Here is a 20,735-nt window from a genome sequence, read left to right as displayed (position 1 = left end):
TTATTGTTTGTTTAAAATTATTATAAATTAATTATCATTCAAAACTAGATCTTTGTCAACTATTTCCTTCATACCCTTTAAATATGTTATTCATTGGATCTGTTAATTTATGCGCTTACTCTTTCGTAATTTTCGCAAGTGGTGAAATGCCGCCAATCACTTTATAGCGTCCGATTAAATCTTGGAGCGCTTCTACGTTATCTAATGATCTAATGTTTCCGGTGTTCCATATGCCATTACGAGTAAACCTATTTTTTCTTGGTCATCTATATAACACTTCAATTTTGTAAATGAGAATCTTTTTCAAGAACATTCGTTTCCAATTGTAACAAACAATAATAAGTACGTCAAAATAATTATTATAAATAAGTATTATTTCTAATATGATTTTGAATTTTATTTGACAATTTTTTTAACAAAAAAGCGACTTACACAAATGCAAGCCGCTCTTTCTCTATTCTTTAATATTTACCCCGTACTCTTTAAACCAAACATGAATTTGCGCTAAATGAGCTAAAAGTTGAGGCCCAGTCATTAATTGACCGAACCATGGTGTTTGGAATGCACTTCCGCCAGACTCGATTAATCCACTCAGCTGCTTTTTATCAAACAATTCATGCAAAATGGAGCCTTTATCAGTTAATAAATCTTGAAGCCATACTGTTACCGCTTTTGTATAGTGCGGATTATGCGTTTTCGGATACGGACTTTTCTTTCTATACAATATATCATTTGGAAGTAATCCTTCTAGCGCTTTACGCAATAGACCTTTTTCGCGGTTTTTATACATTTTCATTTCCCAAGGAATATTCCACGCATATTCGACAAGTCGGTGGTCAGCAAATGGAACACGTACTTCTAAGCTTGCTCCCATACTCATACGGTCTTTTCTGTCTAATAATGTTGTCATAAACCATACCATGTTTAAATAAAATAATTGTCTTCTTTTCGCTTCTAGTGGGCTTTCCCCCTCTAAAATCGGAACCTCTTGAATGGATTCTTCATAGCGCCTTTGTACATATTGTTGTAAATTTAGTTTACTTCTCCATTCTTTTTTTAGCAGTTGCTCCCGCGCCTCTGTAGAACGCATCCACGGAAATGCACTTGATTGCAAATCGTCTTCTCTATAAAACCACGGATACCCACCGAATATTTCATCTGCACATTCTCCAGATAAACCGACAACAAAATCTTGTTTAATTTCACGGCAAAACCATAATAATGACGAATCAATGTCTGCCATACCAGGCAAATCACGAACGAGTACTGCTTCTGTTAAATACTCTGCCAGCTGTTCATTCGAAATGACGCATCGATGATGAATTGTTTCAAATGTCTCCGTCATTAAATTAATAAACGGCGCATCTGAATTTGGCTGGAATGCATTTGCTTTAAAGTATTTTTCATTATCTTCGTAATCAATTGAATACGTGTGTAGTCGCCCTTTCCCTGCCCTTTCATACTCTTTCGCAGCAATTGCTGTAATCGCACTCGAATCTACGCCGCCCGATAAAAAAGTGCATAACGGTACGTCAGAAACGAGCTGCCTTGTAATGGCATCTTGTAATAAAAAGCGCGTCTTCTCTACTGTTTCTTCAAAAGAATCTTCATGTTTTTTACTTTCAACATTCCAATATCTCCATATACATAAACCATTCTTTGAAAATGTCATCGCATGGCCCGGACGCAATTCTTTCATACCAGCATAAATACCATGGCCAGGCGTTCTAGATGGTCCGAGACCGAATACTTCTGATAAACCTTCTAACGTTACTTCCGCCTTCACATCTGGATGTGCCAATATTGCTTTTAACTCGGATCCAAATAATAATCGTCCGCTATCATATTTATAAAAAAGCGGTTTTACACCTAATCGATCTCTGGCAATAAACACTTGCTCTTTCTGTTCATCCCATACTGCAAACGCATATATACCGTTTAAATGATCGACACATTCTTCTTTCCATTCAATATAAGAAGCTAATAACACTTCCGTATCTGAGTGGCCTTTGAACGTATATCCTCTTCTTAACAATTCTTTTCGAATATCTTCTGTATTATATAGTTCACCGTTGTAGCAAATGGCATAATTCGTTTCATCCTTTAAACAGGTCATTGGCTGTTTACCACCCTCAGGGTCCACAACAATTAACCGCTTATGCCCAAATGCAACATTTCCTTTAATCCAAACTTTATTATCATCTGGACCACGCTTCGATAATGTCTCAGCCATCTTCGTAACGACGTCTCTTTCTCCTTCTAATGAGCGTTTATAATCCACCCATCCTGTAATCCCGCACATATGAATCATCCTTCCATCTTATTTCTTTTCCTAAACAAGCAGTAATCCCCACCCTAGAGGTGCGGATCAAAAAAATGACAAACTTGACGATAACCTACTATCCACATATGGAATAGCATTTTCACTCAGTAAAACGTGTTTTATTGTATGCCCACCTATGTCTAGATGTGTCTAGTTATAAAGAACGCACGAACTGTCTATAACAAGAATAACTACTTTCAATAAAGGAGAAATCATGTATGATACAACGTAAACATATTTTATATAACCAACCCCGCGCTCATACAGTCGGTAATGTAGAATATATAAACAATGAATGGGTGTTCTTTGATGATGAAAATGAGGAAGCATTTTTATTAGAAGATATTGCCGAAGACGGGTTTGAAATTTTGTATAACAACAATTGGCTTCCTGCCCGTTTCTACGAACAAGATGTATTACAAATCGCCAACGAGCAGCACCATTTGCAAAACGGTGAAATGATACGTATTCGAAAAAAATTACTTCTTAGCTATCATGAATGGCTTGAGGAATTACCTGATTCTGTCTTTACATTATTAACCGAGTCATTGCAATCCCTTCACTACTCTTTATATGATTGCATGTATTGTCATAATTATTTATCCTTCTTACCGAAAGAGGAAGCATGCGAAGGAGTAAACATTCTTTTATTCGATAACGAAGAGATGATCTGTACATTGCAGCACCATTTCGTTCGTCACGCTACTTCAAATAAAAACATGTTCCGTTTTACTAAAGTAAATGGAGAAGAGTTACATATTGATGCGACATAAAGTGAAACTTTAATGAGGGGGGTTTTGTTCATCACCACTCATTATCAGCCTGACTTCCACCTAATTCCTTTGTTCCAGCCAAATTTTAAGATAGGAGTTTTGTTGCCCACAAATAGCCGGATAAAATAAAAACCACCTTATCTCCCAAATCCTGGAGGTCATAAGGTGGTTTTATTTTTATTTGAATACGTACCAGCCAATCGGTAATTTTAGTCCAAGATAAATTACCGCTACTAGTGCGACAATAAATAAGCCCCAAACCGCCCCTGTTGGTTTGTTTTTGCTCATTTTTACAAGAACCATTTCCATGCCGCCAATGACTAAAATACCAGCTAACATTTTCATGCCGTACCACATGTGCATGCTACCTGTTGCTGTCTTTACAATACTCATGTACAACATGAAGCCTGTCACAATAATGAAGATATACATTAGGCGAAGCCCCATATGTACACCTTTCCCTTTTCTTCCTGCCGAATAAAGTGAATACGCCACAAAGAATAAAATTAAACCTAACGCCCATGCTGTAATATGCATATGTACCATCGTATCCCTTACCTCCTCTTTTCACACTTTTTCACTTTATATGATAACATGTTCATTTATTTTCAGGAAATGTTTCGCTTTTTTACATTTAAATGATATAATATTTAGAGTATTTACAAACTTCTTGTAATAACAAAAGGGGGAACAATCATGATTCAAACTAAGGATATTATCGAACTTACAGACACATACGGAGCAAATAACTACCATCCACTTCCAATCGTTATTTCTAAAGCAGAAGGTGTTTGGGTAGAAGACCCTGAAGGAAACCGCTATATGGACTTACTAAGTGCATATTCTGCAGTAAACCAAGGTCACCGCCATCCAAAAATTATTAACGCTTTAATCGAACAAGCTAATCGTGTTACGTTAACTTCTCGTGCTTTCCATAGTGATCAACTAGGTCCTTGGTACGAAAAAGTTGCGAAACTAACTAATAAAGAAATGGTACTTCCTATGAACACAGGTGCTGAAGCTGTTGAAACTGCAATTAAAACAGTTCGCCGCTGGGCTTATGATGTGAAGAAAGTAGAAGCAAACCGCGCTGAAATCATCGTTTGTGAAGATAACTTCCACGGACGTACAATGGGTTCTGTTTCTATGTCTTCAAACGAAGAGTACAAGCGTGGATTCGGTCCAATGCTTCCAGGCATCGTTGTAATTCCTTACGGTGATTTAGAAGCATTAAAAGCTGCAATTACGCCAAACACAGCAGCATTCATTTTAGAGCCAATTCAAGGTGAAGCAGGAATTAACATCCCACCAGCTGGTTACTTAAAAGAAGCTCTTGAAGTATGTAAAAAAGAAAACGTTTTATTCGTAGCAGATGAAATCCAAACAGGCTTAGGCCGTACTGGTACAGTATTTGCTTGTGATTGGGACAATGTAACTCCTGACATGTACATACTTGGTAAAGCACTTGGTGGCGGCGTATTCCCAATCTCTTGCGTTGCAGCAAACCGCGACATTTTAGGCGTATTTGAGCCAGGTTCTCACGGTTCTACATTCGGTGGTAACCCACTTGCATGTGCTGTTTCTATCGCAGCTCTTGAAGTATTAGAAGAAGAAAAATTAACAGAGCGTTCTCTTCAATTAGGAGAAAAATTAGTTGGGCAATTAAAAGAAATTGATAACCCAATGATCACTGAAGTTCGCGGTAAAGGTTTATTCATCGGTATCGAATTAAACGAGCCAGCTCGTCCTTACTGTGAACAATTAAAAGCAGCTGGTCTATTATGTAAAGAAACGCATGAAAATGTAATTCGTATCGCACCACCTCTAGTAATCTCTGAAGAAGATTTAGAGTGGGCATTCCAAAAAATTAAAGCTGTATTATCGTAATGATAGAGAGGTTGTCCTAATGCGCAGGACAACCTCTTCCTTTCTCTAATCATTTACCTTAAAATAAGATTGAATATTCAGTTTTTTAAAGGAGGAGGAACTGCGTGCTATTAAAATATGGGAAACATATTAACTATTTAGCTACTATTCTTATTTCTATTACATTCATCGGATTCCTATTATCCACAACGTTACTCAGTCACTATTCCACTTCTCATACATTTACATTACTTAAAGCCTCATTTTGGGCTTCCGTTTTCCTTACAGTTATCGGATTTGATCGTGAAAGAAGTTCTCTTGCCGTTATGCTAATCGGGATTTGTACGTTAGCACTTATCGGATTTTATATTTTCGCTATTTTAGATTTTTTCAATAATCCAAGGCCATAAAAAAGAGCTATCTTTTTATAAGATAGCTCCTTTCTTCATTTCACTATATTTCGCAAAGTACCAATTCCTTCTACTGTAATAACCACTTCATCACCTGCATGCAAAAATTTCGGTGGTGTAAAACCTTTTCCTACACCAGCTGGCGTTCCAGTTGCAATAATATCTCCCGGTTCTAACGTCATCCCTTTACTTATCGTTGAAATAATTTCTTCTATTGAAAAAATCATTTTATTTGTATTTGAAGATTGCCTTACTTCTCCATTCACTACTGTTTCAATGTGTAATGCGTTTGGCGTTCTAACCATCGATTTATGAATTAAATACGGTCCCATCGGACAAAACGTATCGAAGCTTTTCCCAAGGAAAAACTGCTTATGCTTCCTTTGAATGTCTCGAGCAGTTACATCATTTATAACCGTATAACCAAAAACATGCTCAAGCGCTTTTTCTTTTTTTATTTGTTTCCCTCGCTTGCCAATAATGATAGCTAGTTCTCCTTCATAGTCTAGTTCATCCGTTGCATGAGGGTGACCATTAATTTGCTCATTTATGCCAATAACTGTTGTTGGCGCTTTCGTAAAGATCATGATATTTTCTGGAATAGACTCTACTCCGCCCATTTCTACTGCATGCTCACGATAGTTTTTTCCAACGCACAGAATATTCTTTCTCGGCCTTGGAATCGGTGCTAATATTTTCACCTCTGTTAACGGATAATACGCCGCTTCCCCGTTCTCTTTTGCCCAATTTACAATTTCACATACCTTCTCAAAGCATTCAGTCCCTCTTTCAATACACTCTAACATTGTAATAGGAATTGTAACCTTTTCCCCTTTTTGCCTTTGCGCTTCCCTTAAATGCAATACCTTTTCTTCTTCTTCATCCACAATACCTACAAATACCTTTTCTTCTTTCTTCGCCGTTACAAAACGCAATATTTCCACTCTCCATCCTAAAACTCATACCATTTAATTGTATTCGCATCCGTAAGAAAAAAACCTTCTCATGCACGCTAATTTTTACAATATTCTTCTCGTACTCTATTCGTTACTCAGCACTATTTGACATAAAATGTAGAAATTATACTTTTTTTAGCGAAAGTGTTTCTTTTTTATGGGATTTTTGTATAATATGTACTACATATATACATAAAATTTATTGAGAGATGGAGCCGATTTCAATGTTTGAGCAAGCTATCGAAAAAAAACGCGAAAAAATGATCTATTTTGCTGAACGCTACGGAATGACTTCTCAAAAAACAGTAAATTGTAGCCAAGAATTGGACAGGCTCTTAAATGTCATTTGGCACATACACACAGATTACACACACACTCAAATGTTCGAAACACATTCGTAATATCGGATGTGTTTCTTTTATTTCAAAAAAGTACACATTTTATTAAAAACGCCCATACAATAGTAGAAAAGAAAATTTAAAAAACGAAGGGTGTTTTGTATGCCAGCTATGGTTGGACATATTCGTATCGTTAATATCGGATCAAGTGGGATTTTTCATATTGGAGATGTATTTGCGATTAGGCCCATTAGTTATTCACGCGCTTTCGCTGGGGCCGGCTCTTTTAATGTTGGAGATAATGTTTCTGTCTACAATTATCAAAGTTCAACGACTGTCAACGATTCAGATGTAATCGATCAAGCAATTATTGGTGCAACTTAAAGGAGGCGATTACATTGAATCTTTACGTAAACCAAAGTATTATCATCAACAGTATTAAGATTGATAGCATTACAACCTCTTCTGTATTCCAAATTGGTACTGCCGGAAGTATTAAAGCTCTATCTAAATTTTCAAATACTGGTGGATTTACAGAGCCTCTTCGCCCATTACAGGCGAAAGGACAAATTATTTCCATCAAACCATCAACTAGTTCTTCTTAAGGCATCCTTGTCATAAATATATAGCAGGAATATATTTACCCTCCCTATTGAAAAGGAGGTTTCACAAAATGAATCAAGATATATATACTTACTTACACCAACTTCAACAAGCTCTCCAAATACAACAGGCAACCATCCTTAACCTAGAAGAACAAGTCCGCCTATTACAAGAAGAGCTTACTGAATTAAAAAGTCGTCCCTCCTCTTCTATAGGAAAAGTGGAATACAAATTCGATCAATTAAAAGTAGAAAACTTAAATGGCACTTTAAATATTGGTTTAAATCCATTTTCAGCAAAAGGACAACAAATTGAGAATTTTGAAGTGGATACAGAAACATTGAAGGTAAATCCTGAAACTGACACAAACCCAGACTTTTACCAAGGTATCCTCCAGGAAATGCATCGATACTTAGATGAAGAAGCATATAGTCGAATTCTCCATTTTGAACAAGAAGAGAGAACGCCACTTGATGAGATGTATCGACAAATGATGGTGGATGACATAAAAAAACAGATGGAACATAGACTTCCTTATTACTTATCACAAGCTCAATCGTATGAAGGGATTTCAACAGATCCTGATTATTTACGAGACCTCATTATTCAAGCAATGAAACAAGATATTGACAAAGCCTTCCTCTCCTTTATTCAGCACATACCGGGCAATTATAGAAAGGAGTAAATATGCATGAATTTAAATGTTATAAACCGAGAAATAAAAGTTGGAAACATAAAAATGAATGGTGTATCTTCATCCGCACTTTTTTTAATTGGAGATGCAAATTTTCTCATTATGTCTTCCATTCTTGATACACCATTCGAATCCGTTACAGAGGGACCATTTGTACCGCTTGTAACAGATGTCCCTCCGACTCCAAGTTGAGGTGAGGAAAAATTATGCTCCGCCATACTTCAGTTGTACAAAATGTTTCTATCATTTCTATGGGGGTTGCGGCCGTCTTCCAAGTTGGGGATGCAAATCAAATGGACTTAAAAAATAGAGCGCTTATTGTTCACCGAGAAATACCTTGTTATATAAAAGGCGAAGGTCGTTTTAATGCGTTTGAAATTTTTACAGATGAACACATTACAATTCCAAAACGCACAACTGATGTAAAAATGAATATTGTCAATGAATGCCCTTTTATTGAAGTCAATGATGTTGAATTACGAACACTTTTAAATTCCGGTTGCTTTCAAATCGGCAATGTTGATTATGTTTTCTCTAATTCTCGTACACTACAGATTCGTCAATATATTACAAATGAACCTTCTAATAAATAAATCATATAGTAATTAAAAAGCTTAGAAAAGTAGGTGAATGGTATGCCCTCTGTTGTTGGAAATCTTGTCGTTCAAAACAGTAATGGCTCTTTTAATTTAGGAGATTTTTATAACGTATCTCCGAAAGAAAATACGAAAGCTTATAACGGATCTGGCGCTTCCAATGTTGGATTTGTCGTGAATACGTTTAGCGGCGTTAGTGCAACAAATACGTTTGATTCTGATGTGGCGGATCAAGATCAGATTGGAACAGCGTAGAAAAAGAGGTGCCCTTCGTACGGGTAGACAGTAAAAAATGTCTCCGATGCCCAAGGTATCGGAGACATTTTTTACAACCTTTGAATAAACCGCTGTATTTTTGGCATACTCAAATAGAAATTCCCTTGATTCATATTTTATGGAGCCATTAGAAGTTGCTCCGTTGATCTCTAATTTTCGGTACCGCCACGCTTCTTCCCAGTCTTACTAATATCTTAAAAGAAGCTGCTAAGCACTGAACCAAGATGCTTGCGAAAAATATTTCATCTTTTCCCACAACTATTTGATAGGTGAATATATTTATCTAAAAGGTTATGGGAGGTTTCTTTTTCATGTTTTTTTAATACTTCTTGTATTGCAGTACCTGTTTTACTTTCAAAACTACCCTCTAATTTTGATGCTATATTACGGATACTCGTTTGCAGAACGTGAAACTCCCTAATATTTTTTTGTAAAGTATGGTTGTCCTCCTTTATAATATCTAATGCTTTCAGGTCTACCTCTGTTTTTAGCATTACACGTTCCATTTGTCTTTCGATTTGTTTTTTAGCAGCTTGTAATTCATCAATAACTTGATTGGCTAAGTCCCCTGTTGTATTAGCAATTTGATTTTCTATTTTTCTTATTTCTTCAATGAAATTCATTTTACACCCCTCACTTTACTAACCCTTTGAAATTTTTATTTAATTGACCATCTTTGTCTCTTAATGAATTAGCTGCATAGACAATTTCTTCCCCAAACTGTTGAAATTCTCTTTGTTTCTTTTTTAAATTATGTATTAATTCTTCTGCAAGTTGTACATTATAAAAATATTCTTGACCATTTTGAGTTGTTTTTGCGACTTCTCGAATAGCATCGTCTATTTCATATTCTGCTAAAAGATGATATTTTCCACCTGGTTGTGTTTCATATTTTAATTTTCTTTTTAATTCTGATATTCTCTCTGCTTCTTTTTGTTGAAACTCCTCTATATTTCTAATTACAGTAGATACTACATCGCTTAACCGCTGAAATTCTCTTGCATGTTTAATAATTTCATCAGGCTCTAACTCTAATCGGACACTACCATTTTTACCGAACATGTCTTTAAAGGTCTTCATAGGATGTTCTCCCATAAATAACACCGCAAGGACTCTATCTACCCCATTACTTTTTGTTGTAAATTGTTTACCAATTGTAGGTGCCCCGAACTGTTCAAAATTTCCTACAGCATCTTTTTTATGTGTATAATCTACAGCCTTATTTTCCATGACACCTTCATCTACCCGTTTTTTTGCTTTATCACTAAGTAAGCGATAAATATTCGGTGCAGCAAATGTTGTTGTATAAAAATTCCTCTCTGCTGCTACATATTGAGCTTCTGCGGCCCCTTTACTGTGTCCAGTAGTGTGAACAGAAGTTGGTTCATATTTTTTATTCACTTTATCTACAAACTCTAGCGCACTATCAAATGATGTAGGTAGATTTTGTACCTTTCCATCTACCATACCTAAGTTTTTTTTCATCCCACCTGAAATCTGAAATGTGTCTGTAGATAAGTCTCCATCAAATTTCCCAAACTCTGTTCCACGGAATGAATAGATGATATTTTCATAATGTTTTTTATTTGGTTTATATTCTTCTGCAGGTACTACAGCGATTGCTTGCAATCCGTTTTTTATTTTCTCTTTATCTGCATCTATTGTTTCTATAACTTTCCATTCTTGACCATTAAATCCTGTTATTTTTGCTCCCTTTTTTAAGACTTCGTCATCATAAACATGATCCGAGAGTTTAAAATAATCTTCATCTGTCGCAATAGGATTCTTTTTAAATTCATTCATATGTTTCAACTCATTTCATGGTATATTTTAACTATATTCAACTTCAAGGGGATATCCTATGAAAAACAAATTGGTAATTTTTACATTTATTATTTGTATTATAGCAGGAGGGTATTTTACTATGGAATACTTAAAACAAAAAGAACAGGAAGAAAAATTTTGGAAAGTGCAAGAAGCAAGAGTCGAAAAGTATATACATTATAATATTAAGGATGTAAAAACGATTACATTTAAGGAGCACAGTGTAAGTCCAATGGGTGTTCCTAGATTAAAAGGTTATATAAACAATGATGAAAAATTAGATTTTATAGCTTATATTAGTACTACAGAAAATTTTGAAGATGATTTTACATGTTCTGGAGAATTAGATGAAATGATAAAAAAACCAGCAAAATCTGTAACCGAAATTGCAAAAGAAGAGAAAAGAGAAGAGTAGTCTTTACACTACTCTTCTCTTTTGCGTCCTACAGTATCTTTTTTACGTGTATAATCTACGACCTTATTTTCCACGACACCTTCATCTACCCTATTTTTGCTTTATCACTAAGTAAACAATAAATATTCAGTGTAGCAAATTATGTTCCAACTCATTCCATGGTATATTTTAACTATATTCAACTTCAAGGGGATATCCTATGAAAAACAAATTGGTAATTTTTACATTTATTATTTGTATTATAGCAGGAGGGTATTTTACTATGGAATACTTAAAACAAAAAGAACAGGAAGAAAAGTTTTGGAAAGTACAAGAAGCAAGAGTAAAGAAGTATATTCATTATAATATTAAAGATGTAAAATCGATTACATTTACAAAACGGGATGTAAGTCCAATGGGTGTTCCTAAATTGAAAGGTTATATAAATAAAGATGAAAAATTATGGTTTATAGCCCATATTAGTACTACAGAGAATTTTGAAGATGATTTTGGACGTTCTGGAGAACTTGGGAAACTTATAAAAGATCCTGAAAAATCAGTATCTGAAATTGAAAAAGAAGAGAAAAGAGAAGAGTAGTCTTTGCACTACTCTTCTCTTTTGCGTCCCGTTTTAAAAAGAATGCAGCGGGACGCTTTTTATAAGGACTAAGGAAGTTATATAATACTCTTTTTATTTAAATGATAACCCGCTCTCCTCCAAAGCTTTTCTAAGCTTCGGCATAGACGCAGGTCCCATTCCATGCAGTTTTAAAATTTCTTTCTCGCTATAAATTGAGAGTTCTTCTACAGTGTGAATTCCATGATGTTCTAGTGCCCTTCTTGCTGGCGCTGAAAGAAGAGAGAGAAAACCTTCTTTTGGCTTTCTCTCTTTCTCACAGGTTGGGCAAGTTGGACAATCGCTACTTTTATAGTACTCGTGTCCCTGTTCACAAGTTCTTAACGTTGCCATTTTTTATAGCCCCTTTCTGCTCTCTATTCCTCAATATGCACAACATGATTCCCATCAAAGAAGTATAAACACTTCTCTTTCACAGGATGTTGTAAGCTTTTTTCGAGTGCTTTTGCATATAACGAAAGCTGCACTTTATATCGATCTTCTAAAATTGGTTTCGCTTGATCGAATCCGCCTGGGAACTTTCCTTCAATCGTATCCGTTTTAAAGTCGATTAACGTAATGCCGTCTTCCTCTTCAATCATACAGTCGATAACCCCTTGGACAAGAATTGCTTCTTCGCTCTTCCCTTGCCAATCTTGATATGCTTCTTCTGCTGCCAGCATCATCGTAAATGGTACTTCACGCTCTACACTTTTTGCCGCTAATACTCTTTTACCTAAATCACTGTCAAAGAATGAAATTACTTTTTCAATCGCTATTTCTTCCGCCTGCTCGAATGTTAATAATTCTTTATTTACCATTGCTGCGATTTGTTCTTGTAGCGTTTCGGTCGTAATCGGTTTCTTCAAATCAACATGCTGCATAACAGCATGGACTGCTGTTCCGCGCTCTGCGTACGTTAATCCTTTTTTCTCCATGAAACGAGGACGCGTTTTAATTGGCGCACGTAGTTTTTTAATAAAGGCGTTATCACTACCATCTTCTGATTGATAGTTTCTCTTTATTTCTGTAACAGATTGCTTCGCGCGGTGAGATGTTGCTTCCTCATATCCGTACTTCCACATTAATCTATCGTACACTTCTTCTTTCCGTTCACTTTCTAACGGAACAGCCTTTTTCTCACGCAACGCTTCTAACAATTCTTGTTTCTCTTCCTGAACTGGTTCTGGTGCAAGTAACGTGTTACCATCAACAACTTCTACTTTCCAACTAGTGTCATACCCATAAATTTCACCTGGAATATTTCCTTGTCCTAATTCAAGTAGTATTTCACTATCACGATGTCTATATAGTGAAGGGGCAATCCAGTCTAAATAACAAGACGCTCCGGCACGAATGTGATCTGGTAATAACCATTCACTATGCTCCCTCGCATCAAGCCATTTTTCCATTTCCTTATTTGCATCCTTAACTGTCCCGATTAAAATTAACTTCTCTTTCGCACGCGTTAACGCTACGTATAATACGCGCATTTCTTCCGCAATTAATTCCATCTTCATTTTACGCTTAATCGCAAGTTGTGATAATGTCGTATATTTAATACGTTTACGAGGATCGATAAATTGCGAACCGAAACCGAAATCTTTATGCAGTAAGAAACGTTTCATTAAGTCTTGTGTATTAAAGCGGCGACCTAGTCCAGCTACGAATACGACCGGGAACTCAAGTCCTTTACTTTTATGAATCGTCATAATGCGAACGACATCTTCTTGTTCCCCTAAAGCTCTTGCCGTACCCATATCATCACCGCGTTCTAAAATACGTTCAATAAAGCGTAAGAAACGGAATAATCCTCTAAATGATGTTGCTTCGTATTGCCTTGCACGGTCGTATAATACACGCAAGTTCGCTTGCCTTTGCTTTCCAGCTGGTAAACCGCCAACGAAGTCGTAATACCCTGTCTCACCATATACTTTCCAAATTAAATCAGAAAGAGATTGTTGACGCGCGAATTCACGCCATCCTTGCAGTAAATTATAAAACCACTCTAATTTATCATGTAGTTCTTGCTCTTCTTCAAGCGGCGCTCCTTTTAAGAACGAGCTCATTACTTCATAAAATGACCCTTTCTTTCCGTGAGCACGAAGCATTGCAAGTTCTTCATCATTTAATCCTACAATCGGTGAACGAAGCACTGCTGCGAGCGGGATATCTTGCATCGGATTATCGATAACGCGGAATACGTTCATCATAATATTTACTTCTGTTGCCTCGAAGTAACCAGTCGCCAGGTCTGCATATACCGGTATTCCTTGCAATTTTAATTCTTCCATAATTTGCGGCGCCCACGGCATCGAGCGAAGTAAAATAACGAAATCACGGTATTGTACCGGGCGCATACTATCATTTTTACGGTCATACACTTCATAACCTGAATCAACCATCGCTTTAATGCGCTGCGCCATAAGACGGGCTTCTAGTTGTGCTTTTTCTACTTCTGCACCTTCTTCTCCGTCCATTACTTCTTCTTCCGTTTGCTGAATGCATAGTAGTTCAGCCGCTACATCTTCACCTTCTGGATAGCTAGCACCTAGCTTTAATTCAGCGTCAGCATCGTAATCGATTTCCCCAACTTCTTCGCCCATAATTTGTTTGAAGATAAAGTTCGTACCTGCTAGCACTTCATGACGACTACGGAAATTTTTTGCTAAGTCAATCTTCATTCCGCCGCCCGATCCTTCTTGTGTGAAGCGTTTATACTTTCCTAAGAATAGGCCTGGTTCTGCTAGTCGGAAACGATAAATCGACTGCTTTACGTCGCCAACCATGAACAAGTTTCCTTCACTCTCAGAATCTTTCGTTACGAATTTAATAATCGATTCCTGTACGAAGTTCGTGTCTTGATATTCATCGACTAATACTTCAGCAAATTTATTACGATATTGAAGTGCTACTGCGGACGGTTTCATTTCACCGTCTTCACTTTGCTCACTTAAAATTTGTAAACAGAAATGCTCTAAATCTGTGAAATCGACCATTCCTTTATCGCGCTTCATCGCTTGGAAACGCTCTGTAAATACTTTTACGAGCTGAACGAGTTTCTCTAATACAGGATGCATATCTTGAAAATCTCGTAAGAAACTTTCTGGTCTGCGGCTAAATAGCTCTTCTTGTAATTTCTTCACTTCATCTTTCGCTTTGTTGCGAAGAGAGTCTACTTGTTTTACAACATCTTCGTTGTAATCACTTTTCTTAATACGCTTTAACGTTTGCCACGATACATTTTGCATCGCTTCATACAAACTTGTCCACGATTCGCGGGCTGCTGATGATAACGTTCCAAGTAAAGCTACATCTGCTTGCAGGGTTTCAACGCGAGGCGCTGGGCCATCTGGAAGCATCGCGAGTTCCGTCGCTTTTCGAATATGCTGTTCCGCCGTTTCAAGCTGGAATTTCACATCTTCTAATAAGTAAGAAGCGTACACTAAATCTTCAATTGTCTTTCCTTCTACGTCGTATGCTTCTACTAATTTATCAAGCCATTTCTCCGGATTTGGATGCGCTCTTGATTCTGTATGAAGCGCTAAAATCATACGTTGTAAATCATCGTCACTACGATCACTCGTATAACGATCAACGAGTTCAAAGAATATCGTATTATCTTCAATTCCATACTCTTCTTCTAATATGTCATCTAATACTTCTTCTTTTAATAATTCATTTTCTGTTTGATTTGCAATGCGGAAACGAGGATCCACATCGAGCATGTAGTAGTATCCTCTAATTACTTGTAAACAAAATGAGTGAATCGTTGAGATAGAAGCTTTATTTAATAGGCTCAGCTGCTTTCTTACGTGCTGCGAACTCGGCTCATCAATTAATACTTTTTCTAACGCTTCCCCAATTCGGTTTTTCATCTCTTGCGCCGCTGCGTTCGTAAATGTTACAACGAGCAGGCGGTCGACATCGACTGGATTTTCTTCGTTTATAATCTTTTTAATAATACGTTCGACTAATACTGCTGTTTTTCCTGATCCAGCTGCCGCTGCGACTAAAATATCACGTCCATTCGCTACAACGGCTTTCCACTGGTCATCTGTCCATTGACTACCTTCTGGTTTTTTAGGCCAATTTTCTATCATTCTCCGCCAACCTCCTCTCTTATTTTCTCCATCGCTTCGCTATCTTTCATATCTTTTAATGCACGGAACTGATTATCTTCAAGTGACTCATCAAACTGACAAACAGATTTGAAGTTACAGAACGTACATGCCGCTTTATTCCCCATTTTATAAGGTGCAATATCGATAACACCTTCTGTAATGTCTTTTCCGATATTTTCAAACGTATGGTGTACGTATTTTTGCAGTACGTTAAACTCTTGCTCACTTGCAATACTTGAACGCGCACTAAAGCTACCGTCTTTTTTCAGACCAGCAGAAATAATATCTGAACTTCCTGTTGAAAGTTTGTTATCCATTAAACGAACAACGTCAGCATCTCCTAGTACGAGTCCTTTCATTTTAAATTTCTTCAAAATTTCTTTTTCAATTTCTGCTTCCGTTGCATCACCTTTCATTTCAACGATCGGGTTATGAATATGGAAGTACAGTACACCAGCTGGTGATGCTGTGTCGCCTTTTTTCATCCACGTCTGTGCGTTTGAAGTAACAACATCTAAATACGTTAACATTTGAAGCGCTAATCCGTAATACACTTCCGTTAAGTCTAACGCTTTTGCACTTGATTTATAGTCAATAATACGAAGGAACGTACCGCTCTCATCTTCCGCCTTATCAACACGGTCAATACGGCCGACCACTTCCATCTTCACACCATTTGGCAATGCGAATTCCATCGGCGGAAGCGATCCTGTACCGCCCATACCGAACGGCACTTCTAAATCAACTGGTACAAATCCGCTTGACTTCGCATGTTCTCGTAGAATGATTGACGTACGGAAAATAATTTGTTGTAGTTTTTGTTTTAAATAGAAATGACGGTTTGAACTTAATAAAATTTGCCTTTGTAATAACGGCGCGATTTCTTCTATTACTAAAACAGAAAGATGCTCACACTCTTTTATTGATAAATCTGCCCAAGTACGATTTTCACGCAACAACTTGTCCGCAATTTTCTTTAGTGCTGCGTGGAATAACTCGCCAATATCTGGTGCATCAAGCTTGAAAATATCACGCTCTCTTAGCGATAAACCGTGCTGCGCAAAATGAGCGTACGCACAACGGTTAAATAATTCCATACGAGAGACGCTTCCCTTAATTGTATCTCCGTATAAATCCCTACTTACAGCTGTACTTAGTTTTTGCGCACGATTTCGGTAAAATAAACTTGATAGCACGCGGCTACTTTTTTGTTTCCATTCATCGGAAGTTACGTAGAAGTTATATACGTCCCACCAAAAGTCTAAATTCCCTTCAAATCCGTATCGCTTCCACGTTTGTAATTGCTGCATAACGTAAGATAACGTCACTTCTGGCGTTGCTACGTATGAAATTTGTTCAGAACGCGATAAGTCGTTTACATCATTCGTAATAAACGAGTCGTTTACATCTGGGAACATTCTTTTTATTTTCTTAATGAAGCTAGACGCTAGTAACGTCTTTCCTTCTTCATCTGCAAGCGGGCATGAAATGTATAATTTCTCAGTCGCTCTCGTTACCATTTGGTACATAACGAACTGTTCTTCTAATAACGTTTGTCTCGTGGTTGGCGCTAATTCAATTCCTGCCGCGCCAAGAACTTCTCTTTCCTCATCAGAAAGCATCCCTTCATCCATCGGTGCTGCTGGAATGACGCCTTCATTTACGCCGATAATGAAGGTTGCTTTCACGTTTGATAAGCGAGAGTGATCAATATTCGCAACTAACACTTGATCTAATGACGGTGGAATGTTAGCGAATTGAAGCGCCTCAAGACCTGTCGACATAACGTCTGTAAACATAGAAAGTGACATTTTCTCTTCACCAAGCATCTCTACAAACGTATCAAGAAGGCTCATTACTTCTTCCCACACTTGCTCATGGTCTGTCGCAAATAAGAAATCTCCGCTCTCTTCTGCACGTATACGTAATTCCTCTAGCTTCTTCGGAACGTCCAGTTCTTCTAAAAATAAGTAAACGGCTTCGCACATTTGCATAACAGTTCCCGCACGCTTCAGTCTTTTTTGCATGCGAATAACAGGCGTTCTTACAACGTCACGCAGCCTGTTTATTTTCTCTTCCATTTCACGCTCACTGTCTGTAATCATCCCGTTCGTATCGTCAAGAGAACGATAGCGGCGATACATCCACGGATCCTCAGAAGTCCATCTCTTTCCTTGTACACCGTACGCTAGGCAGTAATTTTCAAACTCATCCATCTCTTCGCGCATCGCTTCTTTTCTTACGTCTAGCGGATATAAAAGCTCCGTTTTCACGCAACGGAACACTGCATCATAGCGCCAATTCCCGCTAATAATCTCGAGTGCAGAACGAATGCATTCTACTAATGGATGATGTGACATCGGGCGTTTTTCATCGATGAAATGCGGAATATTATAATCCGTAAATAACGTTCGCATCACATCGTAATAACTTTCTCCGTTACGAAGAAGGACTGCAATATCTCGGTAACGATACTGTTCATCCGCGACAAGTTTACGAATTTCACGAGCAACTCCTTCTACTTCCGCTCGTAAATTCGCTGCTGTACTAATTGTGACACTTGCTTCCCCATGAAACTTTTCATTTGGACGAGCTTCATAATGCGCTTCTAAATGAGCTAATGCCGGAGAATGAAAACGAGGCTGTTCCATGAGTGGAATTGTTTTTTCAATTTCTATTTTCTCTTCACGTGCTACTTGTTTTATTTTTTCATATGTTAACGTCGTCTCATAAAATAGGTCCAGTTCATTTACTGGCTGCGCTAACGTTTTTTCATCTATCGTTAACGTAATTGTGACTCTCGCTCCGCACATCATGAGCTTTCTTAAAATTTCTAGCTCTTGCGGGGAGAATGAATGAAATCCATCTATATAAATTTCAGCTCCATTTACATATTCAGACTGCGGAAGCTTTTCCACTAGTAATTGCAAGTAGTCTTCTGAATCTAAATACTTTCCAATTAAAGCACGTTCAAAATCATCGTATAATAGTTGTAAATCATATACTTTATTCGCTAATAGCTTTTGTTCTGCACTGCTACTATGCGCATCTAATTGTTGCCACATTTCATATACGTTAGATGGCGTCACATTATACCGTTTAAACTCTGCAATCATACTGCCAAGATGTTCAAAGAAACCGTTTTGCTCCGCTGCTTTTTGGAACACCGATAATCCATCTTTACGAGACTCTACAATTTTACGAAGTAACATATGTACGCCCGCTTCATCAATATGAAGACGGCTCGCTCCGCCAACTTCTTGCAGCACTTTCCACGCTAATCGTGAAAAACTAAAAACTTGTGCCCGAATAGAACCTCTTACATCCTCACTTCCAATTAACGCCTGCTGCGTTTGGAATGTCATCTGTTCTGGCACAAGATATAATATTGTTTTCCCTCTCGGGCGCTGTTTTAACTCTTCCTGTACTTCGTGTAAACAAAGTGTACTTTTTCCACTTCCCGCTCTACCAATCACAAATCGGAGTGACATGTAACCCCACCTTTCACTTACATAACGAACGTTAGTTTGCTACTATAATTGTATTATAGTACACGAAAAAAGACAAACGGAGTTGTTTGTCTTTTCTATACTTCTACTTCATTATATCAACCTTTTGAAAAATTCGTTTGTACCTCTTTAATTGGCCAATATCGTAAATCAACTTTACCGACAACTGTATCAGCTTTCACAAATCCGAAGTGCCTACTATCCCAACTACCGAGTCGATTATCACCAATTACAAAAATATAACCGGGAGGTACAGACTTTTCTTTCGTTAACTCTTCTAGTTTAAAATCGCCCGTTAGTTGCCGTCCACTTATCTCTTTCTTAAATGTTTCTAAATAAGGCTCATCAACGAATTGTCCATTTATATAGAGTTTATCATGCTTATATTCGATATGATCCCCAGGTAAACCGATAATTCGTTTTACATAGTCCTCTTTTTGATTCGCATGAAACACAACAACATCGAACCTGTTCAAGTCCCCTACTTGATAACTCACCTTATTGACAACGAGCATATTGCCATCTTGCAATGTCGGCATCATTGACTTCCCCTCTACAACGTACGTTGAAAAGAAAAACGTTCGAAAAAATACAGCTAATAATACACCAATTAAAATTGTTCGTATCCACTCTATGCCTTCTTTTTTCAAAGTTTTCTTCATCCGCTTCTCCCCTTACCCTTTAATAATGAAGCTTGCCTTTACAAAGAAGACTATTCTTAATGTAGTTCTAACTTTACTTCAATTTTTTTACCGACATACCATAAAATAAAAATACAAATTGCTACAATTACTGATTTCACCGGGTTATGAATAAATGACATTAAATCATGACCGATATACGTTAAAATAAAAATCATCACAAGCTTTCCAAATACTAATGCAAGTCCAAACTGCTTTACGCTAATGCGAGATAAACCAGCGACAACGTTTATAAGCGCAGACGGTGTAAACGGAAAACAAAATATGACGAAAATCGGTGCGAATCCTTTTCTTTCAATCCATCCCATTGCCTTTCGCACTCTCTCATGCTTATTTACAAAAGAAAAGAAACGACTGCGTCCAAAATGACGGATAATGAAAAAAACAAGCATGGCACCTATTACCGAGCCAATCCATGAATATAGAAAACCGTGCCAAAATCCAAATGCAACAGCATTCGCTAACACAAACACAATAAGTGGTAATGCTGGAATGAGTGCTTCTATCATCGGTAAACCAATACCAAGAAGTGGTCCGAACGCTTTATAACTTTCCACAATATGATCCATATTTTCTGGTGAAAAATACTCTTTGATTGACTGAAAATCCATTCTACACTTTACCCCTTTACTCTATTACTACCTCTACTGTATCACTGCTTAAATGAAAGAGGAATTGGTAGATACGACATATGGAGATGTATTTATTAAACTTTCCATACCTTTCATTAGA

Annotated in this window: 22 protein-coding genes and 1 pseudogene; 12 read left to right on the top strand and 11 right to left on the bottom strand. The window is 37.3% G+C overall.

Going from position 1 to position 20,735, the window contains the following annotated elements; genetic code table 11:
- Nucleotides 1–118 precede the first annotated feature (118 nt).
- Together COE49_RS13530 and asnB are read right to left on the bottom strand one after the other, a co-directional pair.
- Nucleotides 119–237: pseudogene (locus COE49_RS13530) on the bottom strand (ferrochelatase); the annotation flags it as partial.
- A gap of 217 nt (nt 238–454) precedes the next feature.
- Nucleotides 455–2,302, bottom strand: coding sequence for an asparagine synthase (glutamine-hydrolyzing) (gene asnB, locus COE49_RS13525; protein WP_088231457.1), 1,848 nt, complete (start codon nt 2,300–2,302; stop codon nt 455–457).
- A gap of 239 nt (nt 2,303–2,541) precedes the next feature.
- Here asnB and COE49_RS13520 point away from each other — a divergent pair, with 239 nt between their 5' ends.
- The gene (locus COE49_RS13520) at nt 2,542–3,096 is read left to right on the top strand and encodes a DUF2777 domain-containing protein (RefSeq protein ID WP_088231458.1); all 555 of its coding nucleotides are present in this window, start codon (nt 2,542–2,544) and stop codon (nt 3,094–3,096) included.
- Between the two features lie 177 nt (nt 3,097–3,273).
- Here COE49_RS13520 and COE49_RS13515 read toward each other — a convergent pair whose 3' ends face one another.
- Nucleotides 3,274–3,642, bottom strand: coding sequence for a YisL family protein (locus COE49_RS13515; RefSeq protein ID WP_088231459.1), 369 nt, complete (start codon nt 3,640–3,642; stop codon nt 3,274–3,276).
- A gap of 150 nt (nt 3,643–3,792) precedes the next feature.
- On the opposite strand from COE49_RS13515, the gene rocD reads away from it, so the two are divergent.
- Entirely contained in the window at nt 3,793–4,983 is a 1,191-nt protein-coding gene (gene rocD, locus COE49_RS13510) for an ornithine aminotransferase (protein ID WP_098945923.1), read from the top strand.
- A gap of 104 nt (nt 4,984–5,087) precedes the next feature.
- Nucleotides 5,088–5,372 (top strand): hypothetical protein, encoded by a 285-nt coding sequence (locus COE49_RS13505; RefSeq protein WP_088231461.1) that lies wholly within the window; start codon nt 5,088–5,090, stop codon nt 5,370–5,372.
- A 35-nt stretch (nt 5,373–5,407) separates the two neighbouring features.
- On the opposite strand, the gene COE49_RS13500 is transcribed toward COE49_RS13505, so the two are convergent.
- Nucleotides 5,408–6,307 carry a fumarylacetoacetate hydrolase family protein gene (locus COE49_RS13500; RefSeq protein ID WP_170933773.1) on the bottom strand — a complete coding sequence of 300 codons (900 nt, stop codon included), beginning with the start codon at nt 6,305–6,307 and terminating at the stop codon, nt 5,408–5,410.
- A gap of 245 nt (nt 6,308–6,552) precedes the next feature.
- Between COE49_RS13500 and COE49_RS13495 the strand changes: the two genes are divergently transcribed.
- The 7 genes from COE49_RS13495 (at nt 6,553) to gerPF (ending at nt 8,814) form a co-directional block, all read left to right on the top strand.
- The gene (locus COE49_RS13495; RefSeq protein WP_088231463.1) at nt 6,553–6,729 is read left to right on the top strand and encodes an aspartyl-phosphate phosphatase Spo0E family protein; all 177 of its coding nucleotides are present in this window, start codon (nt 6,553–6,555) and stop codon (nt 6,727–6,729) included.
- A gap of 99 nt (nt 6,730–6,828) precedes the next feature.
- Entirely contained in the window at nt 6,829–7,050 is a 222-nt protein-coding gene (gerPA, locus tag COE49_RS13490; protein ID WP_088231464.1) for a spore germination protein GerPA, read from the top strand.
- A gap of 14 nt (nt 7,051–7,064) precedes the next feature.
- Nucleotides 7,065–7,271 carry a spore germination protein GerPB gene (gerPB, locus tag COE49_RS13485; protein ID WP_001055456.1) on the top strand — a complete coding sequence of 69 codons (207 nt, stop codon included), beginning with the start codon at nt 7,065–7,067 and terminating at the stop codon, nt 7,269–7,271.
- Between the two features lie 68 nt (nt 7,272–7,339).
- A complete protein-coding gene (gene gerPC / locus COE49_RS13480) occupies nt 7,340–7,954 on the top strand; it encodes a spore germination protein GerPC (protein ID WP_088231465.1) in 615 nt (204 codons plus the stop codon).
- Nucleotides 7,955–7,960: 6 nt separating this feature from the next.
- On the top strand, nt 7,961–8,155 hold the full coding sequence (locus COE49_RS13475; RefSeq protein WP_088231466.1) for a spore gernimation protein GerPD: 195 nt from the start codon (nt 7,961–7,963) through the stop codon (nt 8,153–8,155).
- 14 nt (nt 8,156–8,169) lie between these two features.
- Complete coding sequence (locus COE49_RS13470; RefSeq protein WP_088231467.1) at nt 8,170–8,556, top strand: spore germination protein GerPE; 387 nt, start codon at nt 8,170–8,172, stop codon at nt 8,554–8,556.
- A 42-nt stretch (nt 8,557–8,598) separates the two neighbouring features.
- Entirely contained in the window at nt 8,599–8,814 is a 216-nt protein-coding gene (gerPF, locus tag COE49_RS13465) for a spore germination protein GerPF (protein WP_001141570.1), read from the top strand.
- Nucleotides 8,815–9,077: 263 nt separating this feature from the next.
- On the opposite strand, the gene COE49_RS13460 is transcribed toward gerPF, so the two are convergent.
- Together COE49_RS13460 and COE49_RS13455 are read right to left on the bottom strand one after the other, a co-directional pair.
- Nucleotides 9,078–9,458 carry a hypothetical protein gene (locus tag COE49_RS13460; protein WP_071711096.1) on the bottom strand — a complete coding sequence of 127 codons (381 nt, stop codon included), beginning with the start codon at nt 9,456–9,458 and terminating at the stop codon, nt 9,078–9,080.
- 10 nt (nt 9,459–9,468) lie between these two features.
- Entirely contained in the window at nt 9,469–10,638 is a 1,170-nt protein-coding gene (locus COE49_RS13455; protein ID WP_088231468.1) for a hypothetical protein, read from the bottom strand.
- Between the two features lie 58 nt (nt 10,639–10,696).
- Between COE49_RS13455 and COE49_RS13450 the strand changes: the two genes are divergently transcribed.
- On the top strand, nt 10,697–11,074 hold the full coding sequence (locus COE49_RS13450; protein WP_098252446.1) for a DUF1433 domain-containing protein: 378 nt from the start codon (nt 10,697–10,699) through the stop codon (nt 11,072–11,074).
- Nucleotides 11,075–11,273: 199 nt separating this feature from the next.
- The gene (locus COE49_RS13445; RefSeq protein WP_098252447.1) at nt 11,274–11,651 is read left to right on the top strand and encodes a DUF1433 domain-containing protein; all 378 of its coding nucleotides are present in this window, start codon (nt 11,274–11,276) and stop codon (nt 11,649–11,651) included.
- A gap of 93 nt (nt 11,652–11,744) precedes the next feature.
- On the opposite strand, the gene COE49_RS13440 is transcribed toward COE49_RS13445, so the two are convergent.
- The 5 genes from COE49_RS13440 to COE49_RS13420 all read right to left on the bottom strand — a co-directional run bounded on the left by COE49_RS13440 (nt 11,745) and on the right by COE49_RS13420 (nt 20,614).
- Complete coding sequence (locus COE49_RS13440) at nt 11,745–12,023, bottom strand: RNA polymerase alpha subunit C-terminal domain-containing protein (RefSeq protein ID WP_088231471.1); 279 nt, start codon at nt 12,021–12,023, stop codon at nt 11,745–11,747.
- Nucleotides 12,024–12,046: 23 nt separating this feature from the next.
- Complete coding sequence (addA, locus tag COE49_RS13435; protein WP_098252448.1) at nt 12,047–15,772, bottom strand: helicase-exonuclease AddAB subunit AddA; 3,726 nt, start codon at nt 15,770–15,772, stop codon at nt 12,047–12,049.
- A complete protein-coding gene (addB, locus tag COE49_RS13430) occupies nt 15,769–19,284 on the bottom strand; it encodes a helicase-exonuclease AddAB subunit AddB (protein WP_098252449.1) in 3,516 nt (1,171 codons plus the stop codon). Before addB ends, addA begins: the two co-directional genes overlap by 4 nt.
- 116 nt (nt 19,285–19,400) lie before the next feature.
- A complete protein-coding gene (gene lepB, locus COE49_RS13425; protein ID WP_088231474.1) occupies nt 19,401–19,964 on the bottom strand; it encodes a signal peptidase I in 564 nt (187 codons plus the stop codon).
- A gap of 56 nt (nt 19,965–20,020) precedes the next feature.
- Nucleotides 20,021–20,614 carry a TVP38/TMEM64 family protein gene (locus COE49_RS13420; protein WP_098252450.1) on the bottom strand — a complete coding sequence of 198 codons (594 nt, stop codon included), beginning with the start codon at nt 20,612–20,614 and terminating at the stop codon, nt 20,021–20,023.
- Nucleotides 20,615–20,735 lie beyond the last annotated feature (121 nt).

The sequence above is a fragment of the Bacillus sp. AFS029637 genome (genome assembly GCF_002584985.1).
Taxonomy (GTDB): Bacteria; Bacillota; Bacilli; order Bacillales; family Bacillaceae_G; genus Bacillus_A.
Note: the sequence above shows the minus strand (reverse complement) of the source record. Positions and strands in the feature narration are given on the sequence as shown.

Coding starts and splice junctions, on each gene's coding strand:
- asnB (WP_088231457.1), bottom strand. CDS start 2,302: ATGTGCGGGATTACAGGATGGGTGGATTATAAACGCTCATTAGAAGGA.
- COE49_RS13520 (WP_088231458.1), top strand. CDS start 2,542: ATGATACAACGTAAACATATTTTATATAACCAACCCCGCGCTCATACA.
- COE49_RS13515 (WP_088231459.1), bottom strand. CDS start 3,642: ATGGTACATATGCATATTACAGCATGGGCGTTAGGTTTAATTTTATTC.
- rocD (WP_098945923.1), top strand. CDS start 3,793: ATGATTCAAACTAAGGATATTATCGAACTTACAGACACATACGGAGCA.
- COE49_RS13495 (WP_088231463.1), top strand. CDS start 6,553: ATGTTTGAGCAAGCTATCGAAAAAAAACGCGAAAAAATGATCTATTTT.
- gerPA (WP_088231464.1), top strand. CDS start 6,829: ATGCCAGCTATGGTTGGACATATTCGTATCGTTAATATCGGATCAAGT.
- gerPC (WP_088231465.1), top strand. CDS start 7,340: ATGAATCAAGATATATATACTTACTTACACCAACTTCAACAAGCTCTC.
- COE49_RS13475 (WP_088231466.1), top strand. CDS start 7,961: ATGAATTTAAATGTTATAAACCGAGAAATAAAAGTTGGAAACATAAAA.
- COE49_RS13470 (WP_088231467.1), top strand. CDS start 8,170: ATGCTCCGCCATACTTCAGTTGTACAAAATGTTTCTATCATTTCTATG.
- gerPF (WP_001141570.1), top strand. CDS start 8,599: ATGCCCTCTGTTGTTGGAAATCTTGTCGTTCAAAACAGTAATGGCTCT.
- COE49_RS13460 (WP_071711096.1), bottom strand. CDS start 9,458: ATGAATTTCATTGAAGAAATAAGAAAAATAGAAAATCAAATTGCTAAT.
- COE49_RS13455 (WP_088231468.1), bottom strand. CDS start 10,638: ATGAATGAATTTAAAAAGAATCCTATTGCGACAGATGAAGATTATTTT.
- COE49_RS13450 (WP_098252446.1), top strand. CDS start 10,697: ATGAAAAACAAATTGGTAATTTTTACATTTATTATTTGTATTATAGCA.
- COE49_RS13445 (WP_098252447.1), top strand. CDS start 11,274: ATGAAAAACAAATTGGTAATTTTTACATTTATTATTTGTATTATAGCA.
- COE49_RS13440 (WP_088231471.1), bottom strand. CDS start 12,023: ATGGCAACGTTAAGAACTTGTGAACAGGGACACGAGTACTATAAAAGT.
- addA (WP_098252448.1), bottom strand. CDS start 15,772: ATGATAGAAAATTGGCCTAAAAAACCAGAAGGTAGTCAATGGACAGAT.
- addB (WP_098252449.1), bottom strand. CDS start 19,284: ATGTCACTCCGATTTGTGATTGGTAGAGCGGGAAGTGGAAAAAGTACA.
- lepB (WP_088231474.1), bottom strand. CDS start 19,964: ATGAAGAAAACTTTGAAAAAAGAAGGCATAGAGTGGATACGAACAATT.
- COE49_RS13420 (WP_098252450.1), bottom strand. CDS start 20,614: ATGGATTTTCAGTCAATCAAAGAGTATTTTTCACCAGAAAATATGGAT.